The organism is Rhodococcus sp. G6(2025), assembly GCF_058628105.1.
On record NZ_CP179750.1, the window covers coordinates 221,065 to 234,541 of the forward strand.

The window sequence follows — 13,477 nt, forward strand, 5'->3', positions numbered from 1 at the left end:
GTCCGCGCGGGGAGTGCCTGTGATCTGGAACACTAGGAGGCGGAGGTGCGATCGAACATGACCGACAGTGCACAGAAGGATGACTCCGCCTGCACCGACAGCGCCGCGTCGATGGTGCTGAGTACGCGCGAGCTGGAGTCGACCGAAGGGCGAGTGCGCTGGGCGGACACCCTCGACTCCACCTACTGCGAGATGGACGTCGACTGGCCCGACAGACACGCCCGGTTCGCCGCGGAATTGACGGTGCGGCCCTTCGGGGACCTGACCGTGAGTGTGGTGCACGCAGACCCGCACACGGTCGTGCGCACGCCCGAGATGATCCGGTCCGACCCCAACGACGACTACCTGCTGTGTCTGATCATTCGGGGGACGGCCACCCTCCAGCAGCATTCGCGGAGTGCGACCCTCGAGCAGGGAGCATTCGGGATCCTCGACTCGGCCGCACCCTTCGTCGTGGACGGCCGGACGGAATTCGAGCAGGTCGTCCTGCGTGCACCCCGCCAACTATTGATCTCCCGGCTTTCCGCCGAGGCCATGGAGGGCGTCGCCGGGCTGGGGATCTCCGGGCAGACCGGGATGGGCGGCCTCGTCTCCCGTTTTCTCGTCGACATAGCAACGACCGACGCCCGGTTGTCGGTGGGGTCTTCGGCATCGGTGGCCGCGTCCGCGGTCGATCTGCTCACCTCTGCCCTCACCGAGCAGGCGCGCCCCCTGACCGCGACGAAACGGGTCCACCACGACGACCTCCGGACGGTGCAGCAGACGATGACGCGGTACCTGCACGACCCCGACCACTCGACGGCCGAGATCGGTGTCGAACTCGGAATGTCCCTGCGCTACATCCACAAACTGTTCAGCTTGACCGGCACCACCCCACGCACATGGCTGTACCAATTGCGCCTCGACCGCGCCCGAGGGCAGCTCCTCGACACCGACTCGACCGTCGCCGAGATCAGCGACCGTGTCGGTTTCCGCGACGTCTCACACTTCAGCCGCGCATTCCGCAAGCGGTTCGGCGTCAGCCCCGCGCATTTCCGTGAACAGCACAACGGGAAAGGCGATTCACGTACGGACCGTTAGGTTTTCTTCGCTCTAACCGGTGTGGTCGCGCCCGAAGATCTGACGCGCCAGCACCCACCGTTGGATCTCGTTGGCTCCCTCGTAGATCTCGCCGATCTTGCTGTCGCGGTAGATGGCCTCCACCGGACCCTCGGTGTCGTCGGCGCCGAGCGACCGGACGAAGCCGAGTCCGCCGAAGGCCTGCACGGCATCTCGGGCGATCCGCGCGGCCAGGTCCGTGCCCCGCAGTTTCGCCATCGCCGCCTCGGGTTCGGGGAATCGCTCGCCGGCGTCGAGCCGCACTGCCGCTTTGAGATACAGGCTGCGGGCGGACTCCAGATCCGCGGCGTAGTCGGCCATCACGAACTGCCAGTGCTGTTTCGAGGCGAGCGAACCCCCGAAGGCGTGCCGCGACTTCAGATGGGCGACAGTCCGATCGAATGCGGCCTGCGCCATGCCGACGCCCGCGGCACCGATCCCGATGCGTCCGTAGGTGAGGGTCTGCAGCGCGATGCGCAGTCCACCCCCGACCCGTCCGAGCACCGAATCCGGCCCGAGGCGGACGTCGTCGAGATTGACATCGGCGGTGATCTGCCCGCGGTTCCCCAGTTTTCGGTCGGGGGTTCCGATCGTGACGCCCGACGCGTTGGTGGGCACGATGAAGGTCGTGAGGTCGTCACCGGTGCGTGCGAGCACCACCACCACACAGGCGACGACTGAGTTGGTGATCCACCGTTTCCGACCGCGGAGGATCCAGCCGTCACCGTCCGGGGTCGCTTCGGTGGACACGGCGTCGGGGGACAGGTCGCTGGACGCACCCGGTTCGCTGGTCGCGAAGGCACCCACGATCTCCCCCTCGACGAGGGGCCGCAGCCAGCGGCGTCGCTGCTCGTCGGTGCCCTGGTCGAGCGCGGTGCCCGCCAGGATGCAGTGCACGTCGTAGATGGCCGCGACGCTGTTGGAGTAATACGCCAATTCCTCCACCGCGACTGCGGTCGCGGTGGCGCGATGCGACAGACCGTCGCCGCCGACGTCGGACGGGAACGGGATCCGGAACAGTCCCTCCGCCGCCATCGATTCGAACGCGTCACGTGGGAAGCCGTCGAGCCGCTCGTCGCCGCCGGCGATGCGATGCGCGACGGGCTCGATCGCCCGGGTGGCGAAGTCGCGCACCCGCAGACGAAGGTCGCGAACCTCGTTCGGGGACAACAGGTCGTGATACAACTCGTCGGACATGCGCGCGACGGCGGGCGAGGCGGGCGCTGCCTCCGCGACGAGGGTGACGGGACTGTTCGGGGGCATCGGATCTCCTGAGACGGACGGCATGCGTGCCTTCCCTGTGTAACCCGGGTCTGGTTTTCGCGTCGACGTCGAATCGCAATGCCCGACTCCTCAGGTGCCGACGTCGGCGGCCGTTCCGGATACCCGGATGTTCGCCGCTTCCTCCCGCTCGGCGAGCGTGACGTCGCCGGCCGCGAAGTGCGTCTTCGGTGTCTCGCGCAGGATCACACGGACGTTCGCGACGGGCGTCCCCACCGCCCGGTGAGCGGCGTGGGTGAGCTCGTGGATCAGCTGGCGCAGTTCCTCGGGGCTGCGGCCCTCGGCGATGGTGACCTCGATGATCGGCATCAGCGACCTCCCGCCACGGTGATCGTGCCCAGATTCGTGAAGTGCGCCGCAATCCGCGCGCCCGGCTCCACCGGCACCGCGTCGGTCATCCCTCCCGTGAGCACCACCCAGCCGGCCTCGATGGCGTGGCCCCGTTCGGCGAGCGTGTTGGCGGCGAACGCCAGCGCTTCGGCCGGATGTCCGTGTACCGCAGCACCGGTCGCGGAATCGACGATTTCGCCGTCGACCTCGAGCAGGCACGCCTCGAGCGCAAGGTCGAGATCTTCGGGCCGCCGGCTGATCGGCCCGGTGACGTAGCGTCCGGACGAGTTGTTGTCGGCGACCGCGTCCATCATCGAGAACTTGTAGCCCGAGAACCGGCTGTCGATGATCTCGATCGCGCCCACGACGTGATCCACGGCGGCCAAGGCGGTCGCTGCGCTGATGCCCGGACCTTCGAGTCGGCGTCCCATGACGAACGCGATCTCCGGTTCGGCCCGCGCGTGGATCAGGCGGTCGCGGGGCACGGTCTCCCCGATCGGGAGGATCATCCGGTCGGTCAGCCACGCGGTCGACGGTGCGTCGACACCGACCTGACGTTGCTTGGCCTTCGAGGTGACCCCCAGTTTCACGCCGGTGACCTTCTCACCGCGCGCCACCCGGATGCCGAGGGCGATGTCCTGCGCGGCGTAGGCCGTTGCGAGGTCGAGGCTCTCCCACTCAGCTTTGATGGACGTCTGGGCCGTGGCACGATCTTCCGCCTGTAAAAGTCGCTCCGCCACGAGTGCTGCGCTCCATGCGTCGGTACCCATCACTGTTCCTCCTTGGTGCCGAGGACGGCCGTCACACTGCCGAGCCCGCTGATCTGCGCGACGATCGAATCGCCCGGATTCACCGGAAATGCCTTGGTCATCGAGCCGGGAAGCACGACATGGCCCGGTTCGAGTGTCACGCCCATCGGGCCGACAGTGTTCGCCAGCCACACGAGCGCGTTGAGCGGCGAGCCGAGAACGGCACCGCCCGCGCCGGTCGCGACGAGTTCACCGCCGATGTGGAGGGTGCACCCCGCCAGTCGCAGGTCCACCGCGTCGAGCGCGACCGGTCGGCTGCCCAGGATGACGCCGCCCGACGACGCGTTGTCGGCGATGGTGTCGAAGATGCCGATCTTCCAGTCCCGGATCCGCGAGTCGACGATCTCCAGTGCGGGAAGGACGAAGTCGACCGCCCGGACCGCCTCGGCGACGGTGACACCCGGTCCGGACAGAGGCCGGCCCAGCACGAACGCGATCTCGGGCTCGATCCGCGGCTGGAGGAACCGCCCCGCCGGTATGGGCTGGTGCTCGAGATGGAACATGCTCGCGGTCAGATGTCCGAAGTCGGGTTGGTTCACCCCCATCTGCCGCTGAATGGCCCGCGACGCGAGGCCCACCTTGTGCCCCTTGACGACGTCGCCGCCGAGCGTCCACTCCTCGACCTGCACTTGCTGAATGCGATAAGCGAGTTCGATCGACGCGTCGGGATGCTCCGGGGTCAGCGGGTCGATCGGTTCGCCCGTCCGGTACACCTCCAGCAACCGGTCGGCGGCCTTACGTGCGACGGTATCCATGGCACCTCTGCTCTGTGTCATTCGGTTCGGACTTCGGGTGACGGGACGTCAGGAGGCCAGCGCCGGCCGGCCCGATTCGGGAACGTCCCTGGTCGTGGTGGGTGTGGCGTGGTTCGTGTTCGCGACCGCGTGCGAGACGTCGCGGGCTGCCGCCATGACGGCACGGGTGAACTCGACGCGGCGGGGCACGAAACGGCTGACCGGGATGCTCATGCTCACCGCGGCCACCACGGAACCCATGTCGTCACGCACCGGCGCGGCGACGCAGTGGACCTCCGAGACGGCTTCACCGAGGTCGTAGGCGTGGCCGGCAGACCGCGCCACCGACAACGCGTCGAGCAGCGCCCCGGCATTTGTGATCGTCGACGGCGTGTGCCTGCGCAACTGGCGACCGGCCAGGTACCGGTGCAGTTCGTTCTCCTCGAGGCTCGCCAGGAGGACCTTGCCCACCGCTGTGCAATGTGCTTCGAGACGGGCGCCGACGCGTGCACCCTGCACGGTGATGTTGTGCGTACCGACCACCTTGTCGACGTACAGCACGTGCCACCGTTCCATCACCGCGAGGTGACTGGTTTCGCCGAACCGCTCGACGAGGTTCTCGATGACCGGCGCGGCGCAGGACCGCACGTCGACGGTGCCCCGCAGGGTTTCGCCGAGTTCGATCACCCGCCACCCGATCCGGTAGCGACCACGCGTGCGGCACTGGAGCAGTCCGGTGTCGACGAGACTCGACAGCAAGGCGTGTGCACTCGATCGGGGGACGTCGATGGCAGCGGCGACCTCGGAGACCCCCCATTCCGGTTGCGCTGCGGTGAACAGGTCCAGCACCGGCCCGATCTTCTGGACCGTCTGCAGTGTCGCCACGGTGTCCGTCCTTTCTTCCCACGGCTCCGCGGGAAGCGAACGTGCACCTCGCTGAGCGTCTGTGATCTGAAACACTAGGAAGAACGCGGCCACCACACCATGACCACCAGCGCATGAATGGATGACTGCACGCGCACCACCCGCGATGGGGCGATAGCCGGATTCCCGAACCCCGGGAATCTCCCCGATCAGGGGTCGTAGTCCACGACGACCGAAGCGTGATCACTCATCCGCCGGTCGGCCGCGGGCTCCCGATCGGTGCCGGCCGCGACCGCAGCCTGTGCCAGGCGCGGCGTCGCGAGATGGTAGTCGATGCCCCACCCGGTGTCGTTCACCGATCAACTGCCCCAGCCACGACCACCACGAGTACGGACCGTCGACGCCAGGATGGTGCTGCCGGACCACGTCGACGAGAGTGCGCGGCGACAGGATGGAGTCGAACCACTCACGCTCCTCCGGAAGGCAACCCTTCGCGGCGCACGTGGTGCTCGAGATCCACCTCGTCGTGCGGGAGGTGGTTCCATCCCCACCGGCCGAGCGAGGTGACCGAACGGCGGGCCCGCTTACGGAAAGGTGGGGCGACCTGGTTGCCGGCCAGGGCCGTGTCGAACATCGCGCGCATGTCGGCCGCGGGCGCCCCGTCCGGTGGGTTGAAGACCGCCAGGCCGCCGACGTGCATCGGATGCTCGCGGGATTCGCCGAGCAGAAACAACCGGTAGAAAACTGGGTGAATCGAGCCCGACGGAGCAGGTCAGTTGTCCAACCCGGCCGCGAGTGCTTGACGGCTGGCGTGGACGTGAGGCCCGTGCCGCGCGCCCCATGTCACAACAGTTCAATCTGATTGGCCGGCGGTGACATTGGGCGACGGGCGACAGGCGGAGGGCACCGAGGTCCACGTCGGCTGAGCTACGGTCTGCCTATGGACGACGAGCACGCAATGGGCACGACTGGCGGTCCGGTGCGGTATGAGGGTGGACTGCCGGGACTGATTGCGCGCGCCCGGGCGCTGACCGAGCCGGGCACGCGCCGGATTCTCGGTATCGCCGGACCTCCCGGCTCAGGCAAGAGCACCGTTGCCGCGGCAGTGCTCGCGGCGCTGGGACCCTCCGCGGTGGTGGTGCCGATGGACGGATTCCACCTGGCGGGTGCGGAACTGGTCCGCCTCGGCCGGGCCGGCCGCAAGGGCGCACCCGACACGTTCGACGCCGCCGGCTACGTGGCGCTGCTGCGCCGGCTGCGTGAACCCGGCGGCGAGACGGTGTACGCCCCGGAGTTCCACCGCGACGTCGAGGAGTCCTACGCCGGGTCGATCGCCGTCCCGCCGGACGTGCCGCTGGTGATCACCGAGGGCAACTACCTGCTCCTCGACGAGCAGCCGTGGGCGAGGGTGCGTGACCTGCTCGATGAGGCATGGTTCCTCGCGCCGGACGACGAGGAGCGCGTCACCCGGCTCGTCGAGCGGCACATCCGGTTCGGCAAGTCGCCCGACGATGCGCGAGAGTGGGTGCGGCGCAGCGACGAACGCAACACCGCGTTGGTCGCGCCCGGCCGCGCCCGCGCCGACGTCGTCGTGCTCGGTGACCCGGTGTGACCGGGTTCAGGCCGGGTACTCGATCGGTTCCATCCGGCCGCTGGTGAGTGAGCGCGTCGCGGCTTCGGCGATCGCCTGCGCCTTCAGCGCCTCCGCCAGGGTCGGGCCGATGGCGGCACCGTTTTCCAGCGCGTCGACGAAGTGGTCGAGCGCGGTGCGGTAGCTGCCTCTGATCCGTTCGAACCATCCCGCGTGCAAGCCGTCGTCGACGACGCGGCCGGCGCTGTAACGGGAGACGGATCCGGCGCGCTGGCGACGCGCTTCGACCATGCCGGTCGAACCGAGCACCTCGATGCGTTCGTCGTAGCCGTAGCCGATCCGCCGGGTGCAGTCGATCTGGACGAGCGCGCCGCCGGGCAGACGCAGGGTGACTGCCGACGTGTCGACGTCGCCGTACTCGGCGAGGCGGGGTTCGGCGAGCGTGGAACCGGTCGCGAAGACGGACTCGGGGTCGAGCCCGGAGATCCACCGGGCCAGGTCGAAGAAGTGGACGGTCTGGTCACGCATCTGCCCACCCGAGACCGCGACGTACTCGAGCGGCGGCATCGCCGGACCGCGGCTGGTCATCTGGATCAGCTCGACCGAACCGATCTCACCGGACGTGACCACCCGCTGCAGTTCGGCGTAGTCGCGGTCGAAGCGGCGGTTGAAATCGACCATCGCCGGCAGCGATCGGGTCTCGGCGAAGCGCACGATGTCGACGGCGCGCGCGAGATCGAGGTCGATCGGTTTCTCGCACAGGGCCGGGATCCCCGCCGTCGCCGCGGCGCGAAGGTGCTCGCCGTGGGTGTCGGTGGACGACGCGATGAAGACGGCGTCGATTGCCGTGGGGTCGAAGACTTCCGCGAGATCGGTCGTCGCACGGCTGCCGTGCCACTTGGCGAGGTCCGTCGCGCGAGCGAGGTCGATGTCGAAGACGAGGGCCAGATCGACGTCGGGGTGCGCGGCGAGGTTGGCGCCGTGCACTCCACCGATGAATCCGGCTCCGATGAGGGCGAAACACTGCATGTCAGATACCGACCCTGTCGAGTGCGAAAGCGGGAACGACCCAGGCGGAGTCGGCGGCGTGCGAGGCGGCCGTCGCCTCGACGAACTGCACGCCGATCAGCCCGTCGCGTCCGGTGGGGAAGGACAGATCGCGGACGGTGGTGGGGGTGTCGTCGCGGCGGGCGCGGAGTTCGTCCGCGAGATCACGGTAGAAGTTCGCGAACGCCTCGAGGAAGCCTTCGGGATGTCCCAGGCCGGGACGGGTGAGCCGGCCGGCGTCCTCGGACAGCGTGCGCATCCCCTGCGCGAGGATCGTCGTGCCACCGTCGAGGTCGCGCACCGTCAGGTGCTGGGGGTCCTCGTGCCGCCATTCGATGCTCGCGGTGTCGCCGAACACCCGGATGCGCAGGCCGTGCTCGTTGCCGGTGGCGGCCATGCTCGCCCACAGTGTCGCGGGTGCCCCGTTGGAGAGGGTGAGGCGAACGGTGGCGTTGTCGAACACCCGCCGCCCGGGGACGAGGGTGTCCAGTTCGGCCGACACCCTGGTGGCTTCGAGTCCGGTGATGTACCGCAGGAGGTGGAAGGCGTGGGTGCCGAGATCGCCGACGACGCTGGGGAATCCCGCGACGCCGGGGTCGGTGCGCCAGCGTGCCTGCCGGTGCTCGCCGAGTTCGACGGGTGCCGCGGCCCAACCGGACGCGTGCTCGACCGCGGCGAATCGGATCCGGCCGAGGTCGCCGTCGCGCACCATCCGGGCCGCGTGCCGGACCATCGCATACGCCGAATAGCAGTGCGGGACGGCGAGAATCGCACCGGACGACTCGGCGATCGCGACCAGTTCCGCAGCCGACGCCGAGTCGGGCGTGAGGGGCTTTTCGCACACCACCGAGATGCCCGCCTCCAGGAACGTGCGCGCGATGACGAAGTGGCTGTCGTTCGGCGTGGTCACGGCGACCACGTCGACGCCGTCCTCGCGGGCGGATTCCCGTTCCGCCATCTCCCGGTAGTCGCGATAGGTGCGATCTGCCGGCACACCGAGACTCTCGGCGATCCGCGCCGACGATGCGCCGTCTCGCCCGAAGACCCCCGCGTGCAGGTCGTATCGGTCGTCGAGGCGCATCGCGTAGCGGTGGGTCTTGCCGATGTCGGCGCCCTGCCCGCCGCCGACCATGCCCGCGACCAGGCGCAGGCTCCCTTGCTTGCTCAACTCGGCTCCTACTGAGGGGTTTTGACCGCGAGGACGGGGATCGGGGATTGCAGGATGAGGCGCTGGCTCACGCTGCCGAGCAGCGCCTTGCCGACCGCGCTGCGTCGTTTGACGCCGATCACGAGTCGTTCGATGTCGGGTCGTTCGTCGAGCAGGTCGAGCACGGCGGTCGCGGGATCGCGGTCTCCGCGTCCGATGCGGTCGAGGACGGTCACACCGTCGTCGGCGAGAGTGTGCACCTCTTCGGGTTCGGTGAGGGAGAGGTTCACCACCAGGAGGTCGGCACCCAGCATCGCGGCTTCCTTCTTGCCGGCGAGGAGGGCGTGCGATCCTTCGGAGGAGTCGGTCACGGCTACGAGCACTGTCATGGGATCAACCTTTCAGGGGACACGGTGCGGCGACTGTCACGAGTAGTCGCGCCGGAACTGATCTTCGAGTTCCTCGAGCGAGCGGCCACGGGTCTCCGGGACCTGGGTTTTGATGAAGACGAGAGCCAGCACGCCGAGGCCGGCGAAGATGAAGAACGTGGCACCGATTCCCAGTGCGGCCACGACGGGCGGGAAGAGCAGCGCGACAACCGCGTTGGCGATCCACAGCGCGAAGATGCAGACACCGATGGCGAAGCTGCGGATCTTCAGCGGGAAGATCTCCGACAGCATCAGCCACACCAGGGGGCCGATCGTGGCCTGCATCGAGAAGACGAACAGCACCACGAACGTCAGGATCAGGTATGCCTTGAGCGTGCCGTCGGGCAGCAGGAACGCGGACAGGCCGACGAGCACGTGGAACGTGGTGGTGAGGGTGAAGCCGCCGATGAGCATCTTCCGACGGTCGATCCGGTTGATCAGGGCGACGCCGGTGAGGACGCCGAGCACGCTGAACAGACCGTTGAGGGTGTTCGCGACGATGGCGGCGTTGGAGGAGAATCCGGCGTCGCCGAGCAGCTGGGTGCCGTAGTACATCACCGAGTTGATGCCGGTGGCCTGCTGGAACACTCCGAGGCCGACGCCGATGAAGATGAGGCGGCGGATCCACTTCACCGACAGGTCGGCGGCCCCGCCGGTCTGTGAGAGCTTCTCTTCCTCGGCGAGCGCCCGAACTTCCTCCAACTCGGCACGTGCCCGCTCCGGGGACCGAACCTGGAGAAGCACGGCGAGCGCTTCGTCGTGCCGGTCCTGCGACATCAGCCAGCGCGGGCTCTCCGGCATCCGCAGCATTCCGGCGAACAGGAAGATGGCCGGAATGACGGCGACCAGAAGCATGAAGCGCCAGACGTTCTCGTGCTCGCCCCAGATGTTGAAGATGATGGCGTTGATCACGAATGCGGCGAACTGTCCGACGACGATCATGACCTCGTTGCGGGAGACCACGCTGCCGCGTCGTTCGGTGGGGGAGATCTCGGAGAGGTAGACGGGCACGGTCGCGGATGCGCCGCCGACGGCGAGGCCGAGGATGAAGCGGAACAGTGCGAGCACCTCCCACGTCGGGGACAGCACGCAGCCGATCGTCCCGATCATGAAGATGATCGCGAGCACCAGGATGTTGTGCCGGCGTCCGAACCGGTCGGACATCCGTCCGCCGATGAGAGCGCCGATCGCGGCACCGAAGATCAGGATGCTCACCACCAGGCCCTCGGTGAACGAGGTGAGCTGGAGGTCTTCCTTCAGCGGTGCGAGTGCGCCGTTGATGACTCCGGTGTCGTATCCGAAGAGCAGGCCGCCGAAGGTGGCGACGACGGCGATGATGCCGAGTCTGTGCGAGTGCCGCCCAGGGGCGTCGGCAGGCAGGGACGGGGCGGTAGTTCGGGTGAGATCGCTGGCCATGAACATCTCCTCGACGTATTCCATGTACAGAACACGTAATGTGTTTATGTCCGAACAAAGCTAACCCATTGTGACTCGGCGCACAACGGCAAGCCAACCATCGGGCGGTTCCCGCGGCCCGATCGGTGGCTACCTACCCGCGAGTAATAGAACGCACGATCTGTTATTGTTCGCCGTATGCCCAGGCCACGAGTCCACGACCTCGACGCCGCGCTCGATGCCGCCGAACGGCTGGCCGTCGATGGCGGACCCAGTGCGGTGACCCTGCGCGCGGTCGCCGCGGCCACGGAGATGTCCAACGGCGCCATCTACCACGCATTCGGCTCGCGGGGAGGGCTGGTCGGGCGCGCCTGGTTGCGGGCGGCGCACCGATTTCTCGACCTGCAACAGGAATCGGTCGAGGAGGCTCTGGGGCGCGATCCTGTGGACGCCGTCGTCGCGGCCGCCGACACCCCGGCCGTCTTCGCCGACCGGTTCCCGCAGTCGTCGCGGCTCCTTCTCACCGTGCGCCGCGACGAACTGCTCGGCTCCGAGGTCCCCGAGGACGTCGCCGCCGAATTGTCGCGCCTCGACTCCGTCCTCGTCGAACTGTTCGTCCGATTGGCGCTGGCGTTGTGGGGGCGCAAGGACGGTCGCGCGGTCGAAGTGATCGAAGCGTGCGTCGTCGGGCTCCCCACCGGACTCCTGCTGCACGCCCGGCGAAAACCGGACGACGCCATGCGCTTGCGCCTGGAGGCGGCGGTCCGCGCCGTCCTCACTCTCGACCCCCCGCCCCCGGGGAAACGTCACGACAGCAACACGAAAGGTTCCCGATGACCGCCACCTTGACCTACCAGGACACGATCGCCGTCCTCGACCTCGGCGACGACGAGAATCGTTTCTCCCCCGAGTGGCTCGACACCGTCGACCGGCTCCTCGACGACGCCCACGACCACGGCGCGCAGGCCCTGGTCACCACGGCCACCGGGAAGTTCTACTCCAACGGCCTCGACCTGGACTGGCTGATGGCCAACGGTGACCGCGCAGACTGGTACGTCGGGCGCGTGCAGGCCCTGTTCAGCCGGATTCTGACGCTCCCGCTGCCGACGGTGGCCGCGGTCAACGGGCATGCGTTCGGCGCCGGCGCCATGCTCGGAATCGCCCACGACTACCGGGTGATGCGGTCCGACCGCGGGTACTACTGCTTCCCCGAGGTCGACATCCACATTCCGTTCACCCCGGGGATGGCCGCGCTGATCCAGGCCAAGCTGACACCGCAGACCGCGATCACCGCCATGACCACCGGCCGCCGCTACGGCGGCCCCGCCGCGCAGACGAGTGGGCTGGTCGACGGGACCGCCCCCGAAGGGGCGGTCCTCGGCGCCGCTGTCGACCTGATCGCGCCGCTCGCGGGGAAGGACACCGGCACGCTCGGCGCCATCAAGTCCACCATGTTCGCGCCGGCCGTCGCCGCACTCGCATCGGGTCGATCATGACCCGGTGACGCGAAACCTACTGTGCCAGAGAGATGGTCACTCGCCGGGCACGTGGAGAAGCAGGGCGTCGCCCTGCCCGCCGCCGCCGCAGAGAGCGGCGGCGCCGGTTCCACCACCGCGTCGCTTCAGCTCGAGCGCGAGGTGCAGCACGACCCGTGCCCCCGACATGCCGAGCGGGTGCCCGATGGCGATGGCGCCGCCGTTCACATTGACCTTCGACGGGTCGACTCCGAGTTGCCGGGTCGACACGATGCCGACGGCGGCGAAGGCCTCGTTGATCTCGACGAGATCGAGCGCCGAGGGGTCGAGTCCCTCACGGGTGCACGCCTTGTCGATGGCATTGGCGGGCTGCTGCTGGAGCGTCGAATCCGGCCCGGCGACGACGCCGTGGGCGCCGATCTCGGCGAGCCATTCGAGTCCCAGCTCCTCGGCCTTGGCCTTGCTCATCACCACGACCGCGGCCGCGCCGTCGGAGATCTGCGACGCGGAACCCGCGGTGACGGTGCCGTTCTTGCTGAAGGCGGGCCGCAGCTTCGACAGCGACTCGGCGGTGGTGTCGGCGCGGACGCCCTCGTCCTCGGTGACGACGAGCGGCTCGCCCCGGCGCTGCGGGATGGTGACGGGTACGACCTCGTCGTCGAAGAGTCCGTTCTTCCACGCGGCCGCGGCGCGCTGATGTGAGGCGGCGGCGAAGGCGTCCTGCTCTTCGCGACCGATCTTGTCGGTGTTCGCGTTCCGGTCCTCGGTGAGCGCACCCATCGCCTGCTCGGTGAAGATGTCGTACAGGCCGTCATAGGCGAGGTGGTCGACGAGGGTGGTGTCGCCGTACTTGAAACCGCTCCGCGAGTTCGGGAGAAGGTGCGGCGCCTGGGACATCGACTCCTGCCCACCGGCGACGACGACATCGAATTCGCCGGCGCGGATCAGCTGGTCGGCGAGCGCGATGGCGTCGAGACCCGACAGGCACACCTTGTTGACGGTCAAGGCGGGCACCGACATCGGGATGCCCGCGTTGACCGCGGCCTGCCGGGCCGGGATCTGACCGGCACCGGCAGTGAGGACCTGCCCCATGATCACGTACTCCACCAGTTCCGGTGCCACCCCGGCCTTGTCGAGGGCGCCCTTGATGGCGATGCCACCGAGATCGGATCCGGAGAGTGACGCGAGCGAACCCGTCAGCCGGCCGACGGGGGTCCGGGCTCCGGCGACGATGACGGACCTGGCGGAAGAAGTCATGGGATTGTCCTTGGTGTCGTG

The 13,477-nt window shown here is 68.4% G+C and carries 14 protein-coding genes and 2 pseudogenes; 4 read left to right on the top strand and 12 right to left on the bottom strand.

What is annotated here, in order from left to right; translation table 11 throughout:
* Positions 1–57: 57 nt before the first annotated feature.
* A complete protein-coding gene (locus tag ACLIVD_RS01120; protein ID WP_283353015.1) occupies positions 58–1,080 on the top strand; it encodes an AraC family transcriptional regulator in 1,023 nt (340 codons plus the stop codon).
* A gap of 12 nt (positions 1,081–1,092) precedes the next feature.
* Here the strand turns inward: ACLIVD_RS01120 and ACLIVD_RS01125 are convergent, their stop codons facing one another.
* The 7 genes and pseudogenes from ACLIVD_RS01125 to ACLIVD_RS01155 all read right to left on the bottom strand — a co-directional run.
* The gene (locus ACLIVD_RS01125; protein ID WP_283353014.1) at positions 1,093–2,361 is read right to left on the bottom strand and encodes an acyl-CoA dehydrogenase family protein; all 1,269 of its coding nucleotides are present in this window, start codon (positions 2,359–2,361) and stop codon (positions 1,093–1,095) included.
* 90 nt (positions 2,362–2,451) lie between these two features.
* Positions 2,452–2,688: a tautomerase family protein gene (locus ACLIVD_RS01130; RefSeq protein ID WP_283353013.1), complete on the bottom strand. Its 237-nt coding sequence runs from the start codon at positions 2,686–2,688 to the stop codon at positions 2,452–2,454.
* Positions 2,688–3,479 carry a 2-keto-4-pentenoate hydratase gene (locus ACLIVD_RS01135; RefSeq protein WP_005572659.1) on the bottom strand — a complete coding sequence of 264 codons (792 nt, stop codon included), beginning with the start codon at positions 3,477–3,479 and terminating at the stop codon, positions 2,688–2,690. Before ACLIVD_RS01135 ends, ACLIVD_RS01130 begins: the two co-directional genes overlap by 1 nt.
* Positions 3,479–4,273 carry a 2-keto-4-pentenoate hydratase gene (locus tag ACLIVD_RS01140; protein WP_054246730.1) on the bottom strand — a complete coding sequence of 265 codons (795 nt, stop codon included), beginning with the start codon at positions 4,271–4,273 and terminating at the stop codon, positions 3,479–3,481. Before ACLIVD_RS01140 ends, ACLIVD_RS01135 begins: the two co-directional genes overlap by 1 nt.
* A 48-nt stretch (positions 4,274–4,321) precedes the next feature.
* Positions 4,322–5,137 carry an IclR family transcriptional regulator gene (locus ACLIVD_RS01145; RefSeq protein ID WP_491931802.1) on the bottom strand — a complete coding sequence of 272 codons (816 nt, stop codon included), beginning with the start codon at positions 5,135–5,137 and terminating at the stop codon, positions 4,322–4,324.
* Between the two features lie 188 nt (positions 5,138–5,325).
* Positions 5,326–5,611: pseudogene (locus ACLIVD_RS01150) on the bottom strand (exodeoxyribonuclease III); the annotation flags it as partial.
* Positions 5,589–5,816, bottom strand: a pseudogene (locus ACLIVD_RS01155) (wax ester/triacylglycerol synthase domain-containing protein); the annotation flags it as partial. The pseudogenes ACLIVD_RS01150 and ACLIVD_RS01155, both read right to left, overlap by 23 nt.
* Positions 5,817–6,056: 240 nt before the next feature.
* On the opposite strand from ACLIVD_RS01155, the gene ACLIVD_RS01160 reads away from it, so the two are divergent.
* A complete protein-coding gene (locus ACLIVD_RS01160; protein ID WP_283353010.1) occupies positions 6,057–6,728 on the top strand; it encodes a nucleoside/nucleotide kinase family protein in 672 nt (223 codons plus the stop codon).
* Between the two features lie 6 nt (positions 6,729–6,734).
* Here the strand turns inward: ACLIVD_RS01160 and ACLIVD_RS01165 are convergent, their stop codons facing one another.
* Genes ACLIVD_RS01165 through ACLIVD_RS01180 form a run of 4 tightly spaced genes read right to left on the bottom strand, consistent with a single transcriptional unit; the run spans position 6,735 to position 10,769 of the window.
* Positions 6,735–7,736, bottom strand: a complete 1,002-nt coding sequence (locus ACLIVD_RS01165) for a Gfo/Idh/MocA family protein (RefSeq protein WP_491931804.1) — start codon at positions 7,734–7,736, stop codon at positions 6,735–6,737.
* A gap of 1 nt (position 7,737) precedes the next feature.
* Positions 7,738–8,922: a Gfo/Idh/MocA family protein gene (locus ACLIVD_RS01170; RefSeq protein ID WP_491931805.1), complete on the bottom strand. Its 1,185-nt coding sequence runs from the start codon at positions 8,920–8,922 to the stop codon at positions 7,738–7,740.
* A gap of 8 nt (positions 8,923–8,930) precedes the next feature.
* A complete protein-coding gene (locus ACLIVD_RS01175; protein ID WP_009476970.1) occupies positions 8,931–9,290 on the bottom strand; it encodes a universal stress protein in 360 nt (119 codons plus the stop codon).
* Positions 9,291–9,326: 36 nt separating this feature from the next.
* Positions 9,327–10,769, bottom strand: a complete 1,443-nt coding sequence (locus ACLIVD_RS01180; protein WP_280782732.1) for a sugar porter family MFS transporter — start codon at positions 10,767–10,769, stop codon at positions 9,327–9,329.
* Between the two features lie 153 nt (positions 10,770–10,922).
* Here ACLIVD_RS01180 and ACLIVD_RS01185 point away from each other — a divergent pair, with 153 nt between their 5' ends.
* Both ACLIVD_RS01185 and ACLIVD_RS01190 read left to right on the top strand, forming a co-directional pair.
* Positions 10,923–11,561: a TetR family transcriptional regulator gene (locus ACLIVD_RS01185; RefSeq protein ID WP_491931806.1), complete on the top strand. Its 639-nt coding sequence runs from the start codon at positions 10,923–10,925 to the stop codon at positions 11,559–11,561.
* Positions 11,558–12,220 carry an enoyl-CoA hydratase/isomerase family protein gene (locus ACLIVD_RS01190; RefSeq protein ID WP_283353006.1) on the top strand — a complete coding sequence of 221 codons (663 nt, stop codon included), beginning with the start codon at positions 11,558–11,560 and terminating at the stop codon, positions 12,218–12,220. Before ACLIVD_RS01185 ends, ACLIVD_RS01190 begins: the two co-directional genes overlap by 4 nt.
* Positions 12,221–12,256: 36 nt before the next feature.
* On the opposite strand, the gene ACLIVD_RS01195 is transcribed toward ACLIVD_RS01190, so the two are convergent.
* Complete coding sequence (locus ACLIVD_RS01195) at positions 12,257–13,456, bottom strand: acetyl-CoA C-acetyltransferase (protein ID WP_105414646.1); 1,200 nt, start codon at positions 13,454–13,456, stop codon at positions 12,257–12,259.
* Positions 13,457–13,477 lie beyond the last annotated feature (21 nt).

Excerpts from the sequence above, each read along its gene's own strand:
- ACLIVD_RS01135 (WP_005572659.1), bottom strand. The coding sequence starts at position 3,479 with ATGGGTACCGACGCATGGAGCGCAGCACTCGTGGCGGAGCGACTTTTA.
- ACLIVD_RS01120 (WP_283353015.1), top strand. The coding sequence starts at position 58 with ATGACCGACAGTGCACAGAAGGATGACTCCGCCTGCACCGACAGCGCC.
- ACLIVD_RS01160 (WP_283353010.1), top strand. The coding sequence starts at position 6,057 with ATGGACGACGAGCACGCAATGGGCACGACTGGCGGTCCGGTGCGGTAT.
- ACLIVD_RS01195 (WP_105414646.1), bottom strand. The coding sequence starts at position 13,456 with ATGACTTCTTCCGCCAGGTCCGTCATCGTCGCCGGAGCCCGGACCCCC.
- ACLIVD_RS01180 (WP_280782732.1), bottom strand. The coding sequence starts at position 10,769 with ATGGAATACGTCGAGGAGATGTTCATGGCCAGCGATCTCACCCGAACT.
- ACLIVD_RS01190 (WP_283353006.1), top strand. The coding sequence starts at position 11,558 with ATGACCGCCACCTTGACCTACCAGGACACGATCGCCGTCCTCGACCTC.
- ACLIVD_RS01130 (WP_283353013.1), bottom strand. The coding sequence starts at position 2,688 with ATGCCGATCATCGAGGTCACCATCGCCGAGGGCCGCAGCCCCGAGGAA.
- ACLIVD_RS01175 (WP_009476970.1), bottom strand. The coding sequence starts at position 9,290 with ATGACAGTGCTCGTAGCCGTGACCGACTCCTCCGAAGGATCGCACGCC.
- ACLIVD_RS01140 (WP_054246730.1), bottom strand. The coding sequence starts at position 4,273 with ATGGATACCGTCGCACGTAAGGCCGCCGACCGGTTGCTGGAGGTGTAC.
- ACLIVD_RS01165 (WP_491931804.1), bottom strand. The coding sequence starts at position 7,736 with ATGCAGTGTTTCGCCCTCATCGGAGCCGGATTCATCGGTGGAGTGCAC.
- ACLIVD_RS01185 (WP_491931806.1), top strand. The coding sequence starts at position 10,923 with ATGCCCAGGCCACGAGTCCACGACCTCGACGCCGCGCTCGATGCCGCC.
- ACLIVD_RS01125 (WP_283353014.1), bottom strand. The coding sequence starts at position 2,361 with ATGCCCCCGAACAGTCCCGTCACCCTCGTCGCGGAGGCAGCGCCCGCC.